Source organism: Enterobacter sp. NFIX58 (genome assembly GCF_900110475.1).
Taxonomy (GTDB): Bacteria; Pseudomonadota; Gammaproteobacteria; order Enterobacterales; family Enterobacteriaceae; genus Enterobacter; species Enterobacter quasiroggenkampii.
Map to the genome: position 1 here is coordinate 962,067 of NZ_FODW01000001.1, position 14,743 is coordinate 976,809.

Genomic DNA, 14,743 nt, shown 5'->3' on the forward strand with positions numbered 1-14,743 from the left:
ATATTTGTTAATGGGCGAGTCCATTATGAAACCAACCTATTATTTATTTACACTCCCCTCGGATAGATAATCTCTGGCGCATCTTTTGACAAACATAAAGAGCGTCTGGAGTGATTAATATGAATACTAAAATGTCAACGGGAGAAATCACTGAGGTTACACCTTCTCATGCATTCAAGCCCGTGAGTGATATCGATAAAATGATTGAACAAATCGCTCCCTTTGCCACACGTTTTAATGCGAATAAAGGCGAAATCCTGCGCTATCATTCCGGTAAAAAAAGAACCTGCTATATACTTCATCAAGGCGGCGTCACGCTGAACCGTCGAGGCGATGGTATGGTGCTTAACTCTGAACAAGCGACTTTCATTATGGGGATCAGTAATCAGTTCTCTCAGACCGAAAACCTTTACGTCCGAGTGAATGAAAATGCTGTGATGAGTCGCCTTCCACTGGAACGCTTCAATCTGCTTATCGAGAGTTTTGGACTGTGGGAAAGCTTATGCAAGTTAGTGATTTACACCGCTTCTCGCGTTTACGAGCATTGCACGTTGATATCGCAGATGTCCTCATATGAGATAATCCGGTTCCAGTTGCTTGAGCTGATGAACGAATCGGAGCGAATTCGCAGCAATATTACCGCAGCGAATTACATCCAAAGCAGAACCTACCTGTCTCGTAGCGGTATAATGCGGATTCTTGCAGATCTTCGTGATGCCGGATGCGTTGAACTTAAACGTGGAATTTTGATTTCTATCAATCACTTACCGCTGAAATACTGAACAAAAATGGCGCCTCAGGAAGACTCAGCAGGATCCACGCTATACTGAATCCCATGACTACTGGAAGGTTTGACGGACAGGCGCGCGTATGCTCGATGAGTTCTCCACAAAATGGGTATGTGATCCTTCATCAGCGACAAAATTGCTGATCGATTATCTTAAACACGGTTCAGATTTGAAAAGAGTGCTACCACGCCGTCGATTAAATTTTGTGGTTGGCAATGAACGTCTCTGTTATATATTACTCAAAGGACGCGTCATGATTCACCGCGGCAACGACGATTTAGCGATGGCAACGGTTCAAGGACCCGCGGTGATCGGCCTCAGTAATCTGCATCAGACCCAGATGCGCGGCTATATCAAAACGTTTAATAACTGTGACATCGTTACCCTCAAAATGGATTTCGTTAATACGACTATTACGAATCATAAGCTTTGGGAGCCCCTGGCATATCATCTGATGGGCCTGGCAGGTAAGCTATTTCACAGTTATGAAGATTTAACGGGACCTTCCGCTTATGACATTGTAAGCGCACAACTTTATGCCCTCTCAAACGAAGAATCCTCATTCAGGCTCAACGTTACTGCAGAAAGCTATATCAGAGATAAAACCCACCTCTCCCGTAGTGGCGTGATGCGCATACTGTCGGCATTAAAAGAAGGCGGCTATATCGAAATGCAAAGAGGAGTGTTACTCAATATTGTTAAATTGCCTGAAAAATTTTGATAGATAATGACTGGGTCATGCGTCATTGTTTTCCAGGAATTCGCGAAGCAGGTTCGGCCGGCTCTTTTTCTCCATCAACCTTCTCAGCAATGCGATCATCTCGTAATCGTTTCGCAGATTAAATTTTTGCATCATTATATATTTGTGGGTAAAGACCGTTTTCTCGCTCATCTCGAGCGCGTGAGCGGTCTGCATAACCGACAGCCCTCTGTAAAAATTCACCATAATACGAATTTGTTGCCGGGATAAACTTTTATGCTGGCAGTTGAAACAGTTCCTTTTGGTCCACGTGTAACCCGGTAGTCGCGTCCTGAACCACGCGATAAACAGTTCGCCACTGATTCGATCAATCGATGCACGGCGAGGAAGTAAAATGATGTCCTGAAAGCAGGAGGGCAACGCCGAAACCGACTGCTCATCGTCGACGAACCCTATCACAATCCCTTTTTGCCGGGCCAGTAACTCGGGAAAACAGGTCAGTGTCTCACCCTGACATAATGACAGGATAATAATATCGGCCTGACTGACATTTTCATGGGTTAAGCCAGGATTAAATGTGATAGTGCGATGAAAGTTATGCTTAAAAAAACTCTCTAAAAAGTCCTGCAGCCCAGCCTGAAAAAACAGATCCGTTTCCTGAATCAGAATATTTAACATAGTTCATACCAACATCTTTAATAAACAGGTATCACTGACATTCAGTTGTACTGCATCGTCATCACGACAACGGCACTGATGCTTCCAGGCGTAATACCGCCTGAAGCGGATTTTATCCAGGCCTGCATAGGCATCGTTGCAGTGCTGTCTGCCGCAATGGCCTTTGTGATGCTGGAGCCCGTCCCTTTAAGCGAGCCGGTTGCGGCGTCACTCATGGCGACGGCAACGCCGGTGGCCGAGCCGCTGTTCATGTAGTAGTCCGCGCCTGCTGCGGGATCAGGGGTTCCTGCGAACGTCACCGTGACGCTGCGGGTTCCCAGCGGACAGCTTGTAAAGAGCAGATCGAACGCAACCGGGTCTGACGTGGACCCTGGCGTCACCATATTGGAAGCCTGAATATTGCCGAGGTTGATATCCAGATTCGTATTCCCCCCGTTAAATACGCAGGGCGACGCAACAATATTTCCCGTTACGCCGATATTGACCGCATCGGCGGAAAACGCCTTCCAGCTCAACAGGGCAAGCAGGAGAGTTTTTTTGTGCGATATTTTCATCTTCTCACCGGCTACTGGTAGGTTAAATTAAGCGTGGCCGAAGCGTTGGCCGTTCCCGACTGAACGGTCCCCAGCGTTTGATAATAACGGGCCGTTAATGGGAGTGTTTCGACCCCACCCGCGGACTGTTTTAATAGCAGGCGGCTGTTCATGGCTAGCGGAGTACCGTTATAGAGGAGCTGAACGCCCACCCCTTTTGCCGTTCCGGTATTACCCTGCCCCGTAAGGGCCATCACGCTGGTATTGCTGATATCCGGGTTTTGAATGCCGCTTAACGTGACGTTAATATTGGTCCCGGCGCTGCAGTTTAATCCGAGATTCTGCGTATTTTGCGCCCCTGCCGGCGACGTTCCCACGCCTGCGTTAAAGGAAGAGGCAGGTATATTTCCAATGGCGAAGGTCAACTGTGGCGTATTGATCGTGCACGCCAGGGCATTGATCGTTCCGCTGCTCAACTGCGTCATCAGACCATCGCGATAAATAGCGTCGCTGCCCTGAAGGGTTACCACACCGATTACGCCGGGCGTGAGCGCCCCTGAGGAAACCGGCCCGGTCACCACCAGTTCAATTTTTCCGCCATACCAGTCGACGTATGAGGTTTGTGCGTTATATGAGAATGTATTGCTCGGGTTTTCGAAATAATTGTTCGATGAAAATCGGATCCCAATCCCGCTGACGTTGGTGTTGTAAACATGATTCCCATAGGTACTGAGCGTGGCGCCGTTATAACGCATGCTAAAACCCAGCATTAATGGATTGCTGCAGCCGGTGAGATAGGATCCCGTGTTTGACGCTGCCCCGGAAAATATCACCGTTCCCACAGGCGCATCGCGCTGCACGGTGAGGGTACCTACCGACAGCGTAGACGTCTGCGGTACGATCGTCGTGCACGTCCCGGCGTGGGCATAATTCCAGCCCGCAAAAAAACAGAGCAACAGCATAAATTTCATCGTTTTCATCTTAAAGTTCCTGACGGCAAAGGGCGTTAATGAGGGTGACACCACCGTAGGTGGCCTGTTTCGGCAGGGTGAAATCCACGCGACACTGCTGGGCGGACTGATTTCCCCATGCCACGACCAGTGTCCCCTGCTCGCTCATGCCGGTTAAATAGACCTGTCCTCGATCGCCAACGATAAAGCCACCGCGACCGTCTTCGGCGAGCGTCACCACCGCCCCAAACGGAACGAAGCGGCCGTTGTCCATCAGGGTCATCAGCACCTTGCGCCCCACTTTGGAAAGGTAATCAGCCCTGACGACCGCCCCTCGCGTCGGCGTGACCGTACGCGTATTGATCTCCAGCTCAACGTCGTCAGGCATATTTTCTGGATCGAGCGTGAGGTCGTTTTTACGGTACACGGAGAGATTGCTGACTATCGTAAAGCCCCGGTAGTCCGTTCGCATGCCGGACTGGTTTCGAATATCCACCCCGTGGGCGCCGGGTGCCTTAATCAGGGCATTGGTTTCCCCCAGCGGCTGGGAAAAGGTGATACCGTCCGCGTGGGCCAGGATCCCCCCCTGCAGGCCGTAGTTCAGGCGCTCGCTGCTCCTGTCGTAGCCATAGCCCGCAGTCACTTCGCCGTAGGTACCTTTGTAGTCACCGTTCATGTTGCCGGTATAGTCGACGCCGTCCGTACCGTAGCCCTGCTGCACGTTCCAGTTCAGGGCATGGTTTTCCAGGGCCACGCCGTTCATACCCAAGTTGTGCGTGGTGCCATTATTCTTGCTGGCGTTCATGCCATAGTTTGCCCACGTCTGCGGGAGGAATTTATCCAACGGCACACTGACGTTAAATGCCAGAAGCTGATCGTGGTCATACGTTTTGCTGCTCCCGCTACCATAAGAGGCTGTGCTAGCGTTTCTGCTGTATGTCCAGGTCACGCCATAACTGATGTTATGCCAGTAGTTGTTATACCCGACGCTCCAGGACGCCATCGATTTACCCGAATTCCAGTAGTCTTCCCGCGCGGCGCTGAGGGTCAGGGAACCTAAATCCCCGCCCAGCGTCTGGCTCATGGTCAATTCGGCGCGGTTACGCCTCCTGTCCTGCAGCGCGGCACTGTCTCCCCAGGAATCCAGCACTTCCTGCATCCCGTAGTAGCCGCTGGTCGAATAGCGATACCCCGCAATCGAGAAGTTCGTTCCGGTATCGATAAAGTTCTTGCTATACCGCGCGCGCCAGGACTGCCCGCTGGTTTTTGCCGTGTTATCCGGTGTAGACCAGGCCTGGGTGACGTCGGTGGAGAGCGCACCAAAATCCCCCATGTTTGTCCCCCCGCCAACGGCGAACGAGCGGTACTTGCCCGATCCCTGCACGCCACCGTATAGCGTCAGGCCATGCGGGAGACCATAAATACCTGTCAGTTGCCCGAAAGGCGTCTTTTCCACGCTGCTGTTGTAGGCGCGATACTGACCGCCCGTGATGGCATACTTCAGACGTCCTTCGCGCTGCAGCACCGGCAGTGAGGCGTAAGGCAGTGTGAAATGCTGTTCGCTTCCATCCGCCTCTTTGATTGTCACGTCAAGATCCCCGGCACCGCCCGTCGGATACATGTCGGTAATCTCAAACGCCCCCGGGGCGATGTAGCTCTGATAGATCTGATAGCCATTCTGGCGCACCACCACCTGCGCATTCGTGCGCGCAATACCGCGAACCACGGGCGCGTAGCCCTTCAGAGAATCCGGCAGCATGTCATCGTCGGATGCCAACTGACCGCCGCGAAAAGGCATACTGTCAAACACGTCAGCCGGGGAAGAGCTGTCGCCGAGTGTCAACTGCGCCTTCAGGGGGATAACAGCCCGCTGCGCATAGGTGTATACGGTGTCCCATTTATCCTGACCCGACGCCTCCCGGGACCAGGTTGTGTAGTTGCGCAGGCGCCACGGCCCAATGTTGATCCCCGGACGCAGGTTGGCATACTGGCTGTCAGTTCTGGCAGCCTCACCGGTTTTCGCCCAGGTATTGGCCCCGCTCAGGCTGTAATTGAGCATGGCGGCATTGATACCCTCGTCCCACATTTCCGGCGGCACATAGCCACGCGCCGGTATATCGATAGCGGCCTGCGGAATACTGATAACCAGACGCTGCGCGTTGAACTGGAAATCCGTCGAGGACAGCGGAATGGCCATAAGATCGGCACAGGTGCTTTTCGCTGAGGCCAGCTGAGGAAACAGCGCTGTCTTCACGCCCCACTGTTTTAATTGTTCAATGCTCAGGCACGGCTGTAATACGTCATTTCCGTCGGGCGTTTTCGCTGCGTCAAAGGTAATATCCCGGGTCTCAATGAGCCGATCGTCAAGAATAATATCAACATGGTACGTACCCGGCGCCTGAGAGCCTGCTTCAAACGCGGATAAATCGGCTTTCCCCATGCCAGGGTTATCCAGCTCAACCAGTTCAGTATTAAACGTTTCGCTGGCATAAAGCGTGGGAGAAGACCCCGTCATCGCCAGAGCGATGAGTGTCGCCAGGCGTCGTACTTTATGATGTTGTATTTTCATTGCGGATGACCTGAGTAATGCGGATATTACCGTTTGCCAAAATCACAAACTGGCTTGATGCAACGCGCCGGGGCTTCCATAATCGTTGATAACTTTAAACGTCAGCGTATTTCCGCGGGTTCCATGAGATAACGGGAATCGGGCCGACGCGCCGGGTAATACATACGAAACACCGTCCAGTTTTTTTCCGCCCACGGATATTTCATTAAAATTGATGACATAGGGAGTCGGATTCTTTACCTGAATTTCATTCCCGTTGCGTTGCCATGTTAATTTTCCGGCCTGATCTTCGGGCGTTGACGCGTGAAGACTTGCCGGGCGATAAATCAACTTGATACGCGTTTTAACTGCAATTTGCAGTGAATTAGCCTGTTTCGTTGCAGAAGGAATGGCTTTTATATTGAGCCAAAATAAACTTTCTTGTTCCTGAGGGAGTGACCCGGTCATGACAATGCGTTCGATATTTTTCTGGCCACCATCCAGTCGATAAAGCGGAGGCGTAATGATTAAAGGTGCTTTATCTGTTTTCCCCTCCGGCACGTCAATCCACGACTGAATTAAAAAGGGCACGCTATCGGCATTGTCCACGCTAATGGATGCTTCTTTTTTTGCACCGTCGAAAATAACGCGCGTGCCGCCAATAATGACGCCAGCATGGGCCATTGAAAATGTCAGCGGTAACGCTGCCGCGGCCAGGCCGATTGTTGTGATAAAACGCATTGAATACCTCATAAAACAAAGGGGCCGGGTGGCCCCATACTGATTACTGCAAAAGGCTTAGTTATAAACCACAGAGAAGTTAGCAACCGAGTTAGCCGGGCCCGCGGTCACTGATGCCGCAGTTGAAATATACTGAGCATAGAAATTGAGCGTATTATCAGCGGTGCTGCTCAGCACATAGGAATAGCTGTTGCTACCATGCAGCGGCAGATCGGCCTTATCGGCCGTCATCAGGTTGATGGCCACGCCCGTTGCTGCTCCCACAACGGAGGAATCAATCGCCAGCAGGTTTGCGTCGGTTAAATCTGGCGTGCCGTCAAAACGCACCTTCGCGGAGGTAACGGTCACCGGGCAATTTTTCAGTACGATATCGAACTGCGTCGCTGCGGTTCTGGAACCCGTTGTCGGAAATTCCGTTTTATAATAATCGCCGAGAACCACGACCTGATTCTGAGATGCCACATCTACATCGCAGGCATTATCCAAAATATTACCGTTAAAATTAACCGTACCTGCCGCCGCGAAAGCCTGAGTCATTGTCAATGCAGAGCCTGCCGTAAAGATGGCAACAATAATTTTCTTTTTCATAAAGCCATTTCCTGTATTACTTTATTTATTACTGATATTCAGGCAAAACAGACGTTCCTCATTCTGCCATTCTTTTTCAGAGGCCATCAGAAACAAAATATAGCTCTCATCTTGTCGAGCGTTTCAGATTTGTGTTTCTGTCGACGAGTCAAAATTTATACAACACTTTTCTACGAAACAATCTTTTTTCAGGTCTAGCTGTAGACTGGGGTTTAACAAATAATAAACATTTTGATTGCGTGTTTTATCGCCAGTCTACTTTTAGACCTTCACCGTTTAACGATAAAATTCATAACGTTAAGATTCTCAACACCTCCGGTCTATTATTAGACTTTTGAGTGTTATTCCCTGCTTCGCAGCTTTTTAAGATAATTCTCCATGTCGATTGGAAAACGATCGCATCTGTTGATGTGAGGTATATTATGAACACGCGAATTGCAGCCGTATTAGACAATGAGAAATCGTTGGTGCTGGGATTAAAACCCTTAAGACACATAGAGCGTTTAATTGATAATGTCCTTCCTGACGCAGAGAAAATCATTCTTTCGAAAAGTGAAGTCGTACAGTATTACCGAAATGACGAACGCCACTGTTTTATACTGTTACACGGCAGCGTGGCATTGCACCGCCGCGGCGACGGTATTGTGTTAAATTCGGAATCGGCTCCCTTTATACTGGGTGTCAGCAGTCAGTTTTCATCGGAACATCTTTACGTCAGGGCACTGGAGACATCCGAACTCGCTTGCGTGTCGCTGGATGCGTTTAATAAAGTGGTTGCACAGCACGATCTCTGGGAACACTTTTCTAAATTGCTGATTTATACTGCATCGCGTGTGTACGAGCACTGCGCGCAAATTTCACAGATGTCCGCATACGATATCATCCGCTTTCAGCTGGTTGAATTAATGCAGGAACCTGAGACAATTAGACAAAACATCACCGCAGCGGCCTATATTAAGAGCCGTACCTATCTTTCCCGCAGCGGGATTATGCGGATTCTGGCAGAACTGCGTACGGGGAAATACATCACCATGGAACGTGGCGTGCTGAAAGAGATTAACCATTTACCTCGGAAGTACTGAAATCACAATAATATCTGGAGATAGCGCGAGAGAAGAGCGAAACTATAAGCATAAGATTATCTTCCAGGTTTACGGCTATGTCCTATACAGATAAATCGTCTCGCGGCTCCCCTTACGCCCAGGAACTGATCGCGCATCTGGAGCCCTATTGCACCGTGCGTCGAACAGGCCGCGGCGAACGACTTAACCTTGAGGTTGACGGTCAGGGGATCTGTTATTTAATCCTTGAGGGAACGATTGCCATCTACCGCAGCAGCGATAACATGATGCTCTCGACCTCCCGCAGCCCTACCCTGTTTGGTCTGGCTAACCTGACAGACATCTATTTTAATGATTACCTCATCACTGTGAGCCCTTGCCTGATTGGCAGTATCCCTACTGAACAGGTAGCTGACATTATTAAAGAAAAAGGGCTATGGGGACTGCTCTCTCAACAGCTCATGTTTGTCTATAGCCGTCTTTATAACAACGTGATGCCACAGGGCGCGCCCACGGCGTATGAGATGATTCGCCAGCAGCTCATAAAACTGATGGATGAAGATGAGAGCTATCGCGGCAGCGTGACGGCGGAAAGGTATATCAGGGAGAAAACCCAGCTCTCCCGCAGCGGCGTGATGCGCATTCTGGCGGATTTAAAAACCGGCGGATTTATCGAAATGGAAGAAGGCAGGCTTATTAAAATCAACAAGCTCCCCGCTAAATACTGAACGTCAGACACAAAAAAGGCCGCTCTTGCGGCCTTTTTTACTCTCTCAATGGACGTGAACGCCCAACCGCCAGGCAAAGTAGATCTCTTCTTTAAGCTCATTCGAAGAGAGCGCCAGCAAATCTGTAAATTCCAGCTCAAGCTGTTTCAGCTTTTTCAGGTACTGCGCCGGGGACAGATTGCTCTTATCGCGACGTAAATATTCAATTGCCAGCTGTGTTGGGGTTATTTCAGTATCCATGATGTCCTCGCTTATGTACAAAACCTGACCAGTATATCACAACCCACTGACTAGTTTTTGACCAAAGGCAAAACATCTGAAAACTTTACACGACCGCCGTCGTCAGCCGCGATGAGCAGCACAGGCGATCCTGCTCGTCGAGAATGTCAATCTGCCATACCTGGTGGCGGCTACCGGCGTGCAGCGCGCGGCAAACTCCGCGCACGCGCCCGCTGCGTACCGAGCGGATATGGTTAGCATTCACCTCGAGTCCGACCACCTTCTGCTCCCCTTCGGTACAGAGATATCCCGCCACCGAGCCCAGAGTTTCGGCCAGCACGACGGACGCCCCGCCGTGCAATAAACCAAACGGCTGATGTGTGCGACGATCGACGGGCATGGTGGCCTCGATATCATCGTCGCCAATGCGGGTGAACTGGATGTCCAGCAGCCCCACCATATTCCCCTCGCCCATGGCGTTCAGCGCCTGCAGCGTCACGGCACGTTTCCAGATCATCCAATTATCTCCAGTAAAGCCTGCAATGGGTGACGTACACCGTTACCTTCTACCCGTTTCACCTGGCTTCGACAGGAATAGCCCGTCGCCAGACAGCGGTTTCGCGGCAAACGCTGCATCGCCTGATGCCAGGACAGCTCATAGATGCCGAGCGAGTTGGCGTGGTTTTTCACTTCGTGTCCGTAGGTGCCGGCCATGCCGCAGCAGCCCACGCTGACGCTCTCCAGCTTCGCGCCGAAGCGGGCAAAGACGGACGCCCACTGCGCGGGGGCGCCCGGCAGCGCGGTGACTTCCGTGCAGTGTCCGAACAGATACCACGGCTCGCCGCTGACATCCTGTACAGCTTTGTCTTCCAGGGCCATCGGCAGCCACTCGTGCACCAGCATGACGTGGAAATCACCGCGCTTGTCGCCCAGCGTCTGCCTGTATTCATCGCGGTAGCACAGCACCAGCGCCGGGTCGACGCCGACCATCGGTATCGCGAGTTGCGCCACGCGGTTTAAGAAGTCAGCGGTTTTCTGCGCGGTCTTCGCAAAGCGCGTCAGGAAGCCTTTAATGTGCTGCGCCTTACCGTTGGGTGAGAACGGCAGGACCACCGGCTGATACCCCAGCTTTTCGGTCAGGCGGATGAAATCCGCCACCACCTGGGCATCGTAGTAGCTGGTAAACGGATCCTGCACCACCAGCACCACCTTCGCTTTTTGCTCAGGCGTGAGTGCCTCCAGCTGCTCCAGGGTCATGTTCGCCGAGCGATGCCCGACGAGCTGGCGCTGCAGAGACGGCACCGACAGCAGCGGCAGATCGACCATGCCGATATGTTTTTCAGAGAGCTTGCGCACCAGCGGCTGGTTGATAAAGAAGTTGAAGGTCTTCGGCGCGCGCGCCATCAGCGGCGCGTAGCTTTCCACCGTTGCCACCAGATGGTCGCGCACCGGGCGGAGGTAGCGGGTGTGATACAGCTGCAGGAAGCGCGAGCGGAATTCCGGCACGTCGATTTTAATCGGGCATTGGGTTGAACAGGCTTTACAGGCCAGACAGCCGGACATCGCCTCTTTCACCTCATGGGAGAAATCATACTCGCCCTTGTTGGCATGCCAGCTGTTGCGGGTGCGTTCAATCAACGAGCGCAGGCTGGCCCGTTTTTCCGGAAGCTGCTGCTCCAGCCTGAGCGGGTCAACCCCGCGATCGGCCAGCAGACGCAGCCATTCACGCACCAGCGTCGCCCGCCCCTTTGGAGAGTGGATACGGTTGCTGGTGATTTTCATTGACGGACACATCGGGCTTTTCACATCAAAGTTAAAGCACAGGCCATTGCCGTTACACTCCATCGCGCCGCGCCAGGAGGAGCGCACCGCAATCGGGATCTGTCTGTCGTACGTGCCGCGCTTGACGGCATCCACCTGCATCATTGGCGCGTCCACGCCTTCAGGCGGGCAGATTTTGCCCGGGTTGAGGCGGTTATGCGGGTCAAACGCCGCTTTCACCTTGCGCAGCTCTGCATAGAGCTGTTCGCCGAAGAATGCCGGGCTGTATTCCGCGCGGAATCCTTTCCCGTGCTCTCCCCAGAGCAGACCGCCATATTTGGCGGTTAAGGCCACCACATCGTCGGAGATCTGCTTCATCAGGATCTCCTGCTGCGGGTCGCACATATCCAGCGCCGGACGCACGTGCAGCACCCCGGCATCGACGTGGCCGAACATGCCGTAGCTCAGGCCGTGGCTGTCCAGCAGGGCGCGAAACTCGACGATATAATCCGCCAGATGCTCAGGCGGCACGCAGGTATCTTCGGCAAAGGGAATCGGCTTCGCCGCCCCTTTCGCATTGCCGAGCAGGCCCACGGCTTTTTTACGCATCGCATAGATACGCTCAATCCCGGCCAGATCGTTACAGAGCTGCCAGCCGATCACGCCGCCTTCGCCCTGCGCAATCAGCTCATCCAGCCGCTGGCAGAGCGTGGTGACCTGGCTCTCAATCAGCGCCGCATCGTCGCCGGCAAATTCCACGATGTTAAGACCGAGCATCTCTTTATCCGGCACGTCGGTAATGAGATCGCTGACGGAGTGCCAGACAATATCTTCCCGGGCCAGGTTAAGCACTTTGGAGTCAACCGTTTCCACCGACAGCGCTTTCGCTTCCACCATAAACGGCGCATTGCGCAGCGCGGAATCGAAGGAGTCATATTTGACGTTCACCAGACGACGCACCTTCGGCAGGCGGGTGATATCCAGCCGCGCCTCGGTGATAAACGCCAGCGTCCCTTCAGAGCCGGTGAGCACGCGGGTTAAATCAAACTGGGTCAGGTCGTCGTTAAAGACGTGACGCAGGTCGTACCCGGTCAGGAAGCGGTTCAGTTTGGGGAACTTATCGAGAATAAGCTGGCGGTTGTCGCGGCAGCACTCCAGCACGGTACGATAGATGCGTCCGCTGGCCGTGTTATCTTTGCCCAGCGTTTCCGCCAGTTCGACCGGCATCGGCTGCGTATCGAGAATATCGCCGCCCAGCAGAACGGCACGCACGCCCAGCACGTGATCGGAGGTTTTGCCGTAGACCAGCGAGCCCTGACCGGAGGCATCCGTGTTGATCATCCCGCCGAGGGTCGCGCGGTTACTGGTGGAAAGCTCCGGGGCAAAAAAGTAACCGTAAGGCTTGAGGTACTGGTTAAGCTGATCTTTGATAACGCCCGCTTCGACCCGCACCCACCCCTCTTCCGGGTTGATCTCAATGATGCGGTTCATATAGCGCGACATATCAACAATGATGCCCTGATTCAGCGCCTGACCATTGGTCCCGGTGCCGCCGCCGCGCGGCGTAAAGACCAGCGAGGCGAAGCGCTCCTGCGTGGCCAGCCGGGCGATAAGCGCGACGTCAGCCGTAGAACGAGGGAAAACGACGGCATCGGGAAGAAGCTGGTAAATACTGTTATCGGTCGCCATCGTCAGCCTGTCGGCATAGTTCGTGGCGGTATCACCTGTAAAACCCTGTTGCTCCAGTGCTTGCAAAAAATTAAGCACCAGCTGAACGACGCCAGGTGCCTGAGAAATCTGTGGGATCATAACTGTCGACCCTAATTAGAGTTGTATATACACGTCATCCTTCGAGCTGCCTCTGCGTTGGCTGCGTCTGCTCACCCCAGTCACTTACTTCAGTAAGCTCCTGGGGATTCTCAGACTTGCCGCCTTGATGCAACTCGAATGATTTTGTGTATAAAATCGTTTGCGTTGTGTCTGGAAAGTTTTATCACATTTTTTTCTTATAATCTCTGCCGAATTACAGGCAAAATCCGCCTGTCAAAAACCGCTGAGATCATCAATGATTAGAGAGACGCGGTTTTCCGTTCCCGCCAGCCACGCTGGCGTTCTTTTAAGGAAAGTTTCATTTATGGTCAATCTTCGCCAGCCCAGGGATGTTGCGCAAATTTTGCTGTCGGTGCTGTTCCTGGCCCTCATGATTATTGCGTGTCTGTGGATTGTTCAACCCTTTATTCTCGGCTTCGCCTGGGCCGCGACCGTTGTCGTTGCCACGTGGCCTCTGCTGCTGCGTTTGCAGAAACTGCTGTTCGGCCGCCGCGGGTTAGCGGTGCTGGTCATGACGCTCCTGCTGTTCCTGCTGTTTATTATTCCGATTGCCCTGCTGGTGAATAGCCTGGTGGATTCCAGCGGCCCCGTTATTCGCGCTATTAGCAGCGGTGACCTGACGCTGCCGGATCTCGCCTGGCTGAACAGCATTCCGGTGGTGGGCGCCAAGCTCTACAGCGGCTGGCATAGCCTGCTGGAGATGGGCGGCAGCGCGCTGATGGCAAAAGTCCGCCCGTACATTGGCACGACCACGACCTGGTTTGTGGGTCAGGCGGCGCATATCGGCCGGTTTATGATGCACTGTACCCTGATGCTGCTCTTCAGCGCCCTGCTCTACTGGCGCGGCGAGCAGGTGGCTTTAGGCGTTCGTCACTTTGCCACCCGCCTGGCGGGCAAGCGCGGTGACGCGGCGGTTTTACTGGCTGCGCAGGCTGTGCGCGCGGTGGCGCTGGGCGTGGTGGTGACCGCGCTGGTGCAGGCGGTGCTGGGCGGTATCGGTCTGGCGATTTCCGGCGTACCGTACGCCACCGTGTTCACCGTGGTCATGCTGATGACCTGTCTTGCGCAACTGGGACCGCTGCTGGTGCTGGTTCCTAGTATTATCTGGCTGTACTGGACGGGTGATACCACGTGGGGAACGGTGCTGCTGGTCTGGAGCTGCGTGGTCGGCACCATGGATAACGTCATTCGTCCGATACTCATCCGCATGGGTGCTGACCTGCCGCTGATCCTGATCCTCTCCGGGGTCATTGGCGGACTGATTGCCTTTGGCATGATAGGCCTGTTTATTGGCCCGGTGCTGCTCGCCGTCACCTGGCGTCTGTTCTCCGCCTGGGTACATGAAATTCCGCCTCCGGGAACAGACCCGGACGTGATTTTGAGCGAACTGGAAGAGCTGGAAGAGAAGAACACGCATTAAGTTTTTTGCCGGGTGGCGCTAACGCTTACCCGGCCTACATTCCCCCTCACAATACTTTAACGCTGCTAAAGTATTTATTCGTTACTCACTGGTCAGACCCGCCTTTTTTGCTCTAAGTCCGCTATTCACCTTAAAAAATCTTTACGTCTCTTTAACTATTGAGACGAATCCGATCGACGCTAAAAGATGACATGCCTA

General features: G+C 53.0%; 14 protein-coding genes. 5 read left to right on the plus strand and 9 right to left on the minus strand.

Going from position 1 to position 14,743, the window contains the following annotated elements; translation table 11 throughout:
* Positions 1 to 119 precede the first annotated feature (119 nt).
* Together BMW97_RS04700 and BMW97_RS04705 are read left to right on the plus strand one after the other, a co-directional pair.
* Positions 120 to 782 (plus strand): winged helix-turn-helix transcriptional regulator, encoded by a 663-nt coding sequence (locus tag BMW97_RS04700; protein WP_045910294.1) that lies wholly within the window; start codon positions 120 to 122, stop codon positions 780 to 782.
* 88 nt (positions 783 to 870) lie between these two features.
* On the plus strand, positions 871 to 1,509 hold the full coding sequence (locus tag BMW97_RS04705) for a winged helix-turn-helix transcriptional regulator (protein WP_045910293.1): 639 nt from the start codon (positions 871 to 873) through the stop codon (positions 1,507 to 1,509).
* Between the two features lie 15 nt (positions 1,510 to 1,524).
* On the opposite strand, the gene BMW97_RS04710 is transcribed toward BMW97_RS04705, so the two are convergent.
* The 6 genes from BMW97_RS04710 to BMW97_RS04735 are packed head-to-tail and all read right to left on the minus strand — an operon-like array spanning position 1,525 to position 7,526.
* The gene (locus BMW97_RS04710) at positions 1,525 to 2,166 is read right to left on the minus strand and encodes a helix-turn-helix transcriptional regulator (protein ID WP_045910292.1); all 642 of its coding nucleotides are present in this window, start codon (positions 2,164 to 2,166) and stop codon (positions 1,525 to 1,527) included.
* Between the two features lie 41 nt (positions 2,167 to 2,207).
* Positions 2,208 to 2,720 carry a fimbrial protein gene (locus BMW97_RS04715; protein WP_045910291.1) on the minus strand — a complete coding sequence of 171 codons (513 nt, stop codon included), beginning with the start codon at positions 2,718 to 2,720 and terminating at the stop codon, positions 2,208 to 2,210.
* Between the two features lie 11 nt (positions 2,721 to 2,731).
* Positions 2,732 to 3,679: a fimbrial protein gene (locus BMW97_RS04720; protein ID WP_045910290.1), complete on the minus strand. Its 948-nt coding sequence runs from the start codon at positions 3,677 to 3,679 to the stop codon at positions 2,732 to 2,734.
* Position 3,680: 1 nt separating this feature from the next.
* Positions 3,681 to 6,218 carry a fimbria/pilus outer membrane usher protein gene (locus BMW97_RS04725; protein ID WP_045910289.1) on the minus strand — a complete coding sequence of 846 codons (2,538 nt, stop codon included), beginning with the start codon at positions 6,216 to 6,218 and terminating at the stop codon, positions 3,681 to 3,683.
* Between the two features lie 42 nt (positions 6,219 to 6,260).
* The gene (locus BMW97_RS04730; RefSeq protein WP_045910288.1) at positions 6,261 to 6,938 is read right to left on the minus strand and encodes a fimbrial biogenesis chaperone; all 678 of its coding nucleotides are present in this window, start codon (positions 6,936 to 6,938) and stop codon (positions 6,261 to 6,263) included.
* 57 nt (positions 6,939 to 6,995) lie between these two features.
* A complete protein-coding gene (locus BMW97_RS04735; protein ID WP_045910287.1) occupies positions 6,996 to 7,526 on the minus strand; it encodes a fimbrial protein in 531 nt (176 codons plus the stop codon).
* A 422-nt stretch (positions 7,527 to 7,948) separates the two neighbouring features.
* Here BMW97_RS04735 and BMW97_RS04740 point away from each other — a divergent pair, with 422 nt between their 5' ends.
* Positions 7,949 to 8,608: a winged helix-turn-helix transcriptional regulator gene (locus BMW97_RS04740; protein WP_045910286.1), complete on the plus strand. Its 660-nt coding sequence runs from the start codon at positions 7,949 to 7,951 to the stop codon at positions 8,606 to 8,608.
* 77 nt (positions 8,609 to 8,685) lie between these two features.
* Positions 8,686 to 9,315, plus strand: a complete 630-nt coding sequence (locus BMW97_RS04745) for a helix-turn-helix domain-containing protein (protein ID WP_045910285.1) — start codon at positions 8,686 to 8,688, stop codon at positions 9,313 to 9,315.
* Positions 9,316 to 9,360: 45 nt separating this feature from the next.
* Here the strand turns inward: BMW97_RS04745 and BMW97_RS04750 are convergent, their stop codons facing one another.
* The 3 genes from BMW97_RS04750 to BMW97_RS04760 form a co-directional block, all read right to left on the minus strand.
* Positions 9,361 to 9,555: a YdiH family protein gene (locus tag BMW97_RS04750; protein ID WP_003857766.1), complete on the minus strand. Its 195-nt coding sequence runs from the start codon at positions 9,553 to 9,555 to the stop codon at positions 9,361 to 9,363.
* 85 nt (positions 9,556 to 9,640) lie between these two features.
* Positions 9,641 to 10,051, minus strand: coding sequence for a 1,4-dihydroxy-2-naphthoyl-CoA hydrolase (gene menI / locus BMW97_RS04755; protein ID WP_021241102.1), 411 nt, complete (start codon positions 10,049 to 10,051; stop codon positions 9,641 to 9,643).
* Positions 10,048 to 13,104, minus strand: a complete 3,057-nt coding sequence (locus tag BMW97_RS04760; protein ID WP_090392562.1) for a D-2-hydroxyglutarate dehydrogenase YdiJ — start codon at positions 13,102 to 13,104, stop codon at positions 10,048 to 10,050. The genes menI and BMW97_RS04760 overlap by 4 nt, the downstream gene beginning before the upstream one ends.
* 325 nt (positions 13,105 to 13,429) lie before the next feature.
* Here BMW97_RS04760 and ydiK point away from each other — a divergent pair, with 325 nt between their 5' ends.
* A complete protein-coding gene (ydiK, locus tag BMW97_RS04770; RefSeq protein ID WP_045910283.1) occupies positions 13,430 to 14,545 on the plus strand; it encodes an AI-2E family transporter YdiK in 1,116 nt (371 codons plus the stop codon).
* Positions 14,546 to 14,743 lie beyond the last annotated feature (198 nt).

Bases quoted from the DNA above. Each gene is read 5' to 3' on its own strand.
- BMW97_RS04735 (WP_045910287.1), bottom strand. From the start codon at position 7,526: ATGAAAAAGAAAATTATTGTTGCCATCTTTACGGCAGGCTCTGCATTG.
- BMW97_RS04740 (WP_045910286.1), top strand. From the start codon at position 7,949: ATGAACACGCGAATTGCAGCCGTATTAGACAATGAGAAATCGTTGGTG.
- BMW97_RS04715 (WP_045910291.1), bottom strand. From the start codon at position 2,720: ATGAAAATATCGCACAAAAAAACTCTCCTGCTTGCCCTGTTGAGCTGG.
- BMW97_RS04705 (WP_045910293.1), top strand. From the start codon at position 871: ATGCTCGATGAGTTCTCCACAAAATGGGTATGTGATCCTTCATCAGCG.
- BMW97_RS04710 (WP_045910292.1), bottom strand. From the start codon at position 2,166: ATGTTAAATATTCTGATTCAGGAAACGGATCTGTTTTTTCAGGCTGGG.
- BMW97_RS04700 (WP_045910294.1), top strand. From the start codon at position 120: ATGAATACTAAAATGTCAACGGGAGAAATCACTGAGGTTACACCTTCT.
- BMW97_RS04760 (WP_090392562.1), bottom strand. From the start codon at position 13,104: ATGATCCCACAGATTTCTCAGGCACCTGGCGTCGTTCAGCTGGTGCTT.
- BMW97_RS04725 (WP_045910289.1), bottom strand. From the start codon at position 6,218: ATGAAAATACAACATCATAAAGTACGACGCCTGGCGACACTCATCGCT.
- BMW97_RS04750 (WP_003857766.1), bottom strand. From the start codon at position 9,555: ATGGATACTGAAATAACCCCAACACAGCTGGCAATTGAATATTTACGT.
- BMW97_RS04745 (WP_045910285.1), top strand. From the start codon at position 8,686: ATGTCCTATACAGATAAATCGTCTCGCGGCTCCCCTTACGCCCAGGAA.
- BMW97_RS04730 (WP_045910288.1), bottom strand. From the start codon at position 6,938: ATGCGTTTTATCACAACAATCGGCCTGGCCGCGGCAGCGTTACCGCTG.
- menI (WP_021241102.1), bottom strand. From the start codon at position 10,051: ATGATCTGGAAACGTGCCGTGACGCTGCAGGCGCTGAACGCCATGGGC.
- BMW97_RS04720 (WP_045910290.1), bottom strand. From the start codon at position 3,679: ATGAAAACGATGAAATTTATGCTGTTGCTCTGTTTTTTTGCGGGCTGG.
- ydiK (WP_045910283.1), top strand. From the start codon at position 13,430: ATGGTCAATCTTCGCCAGCCCAGGGATGTTGCGCAAATTTTGCTGTCG.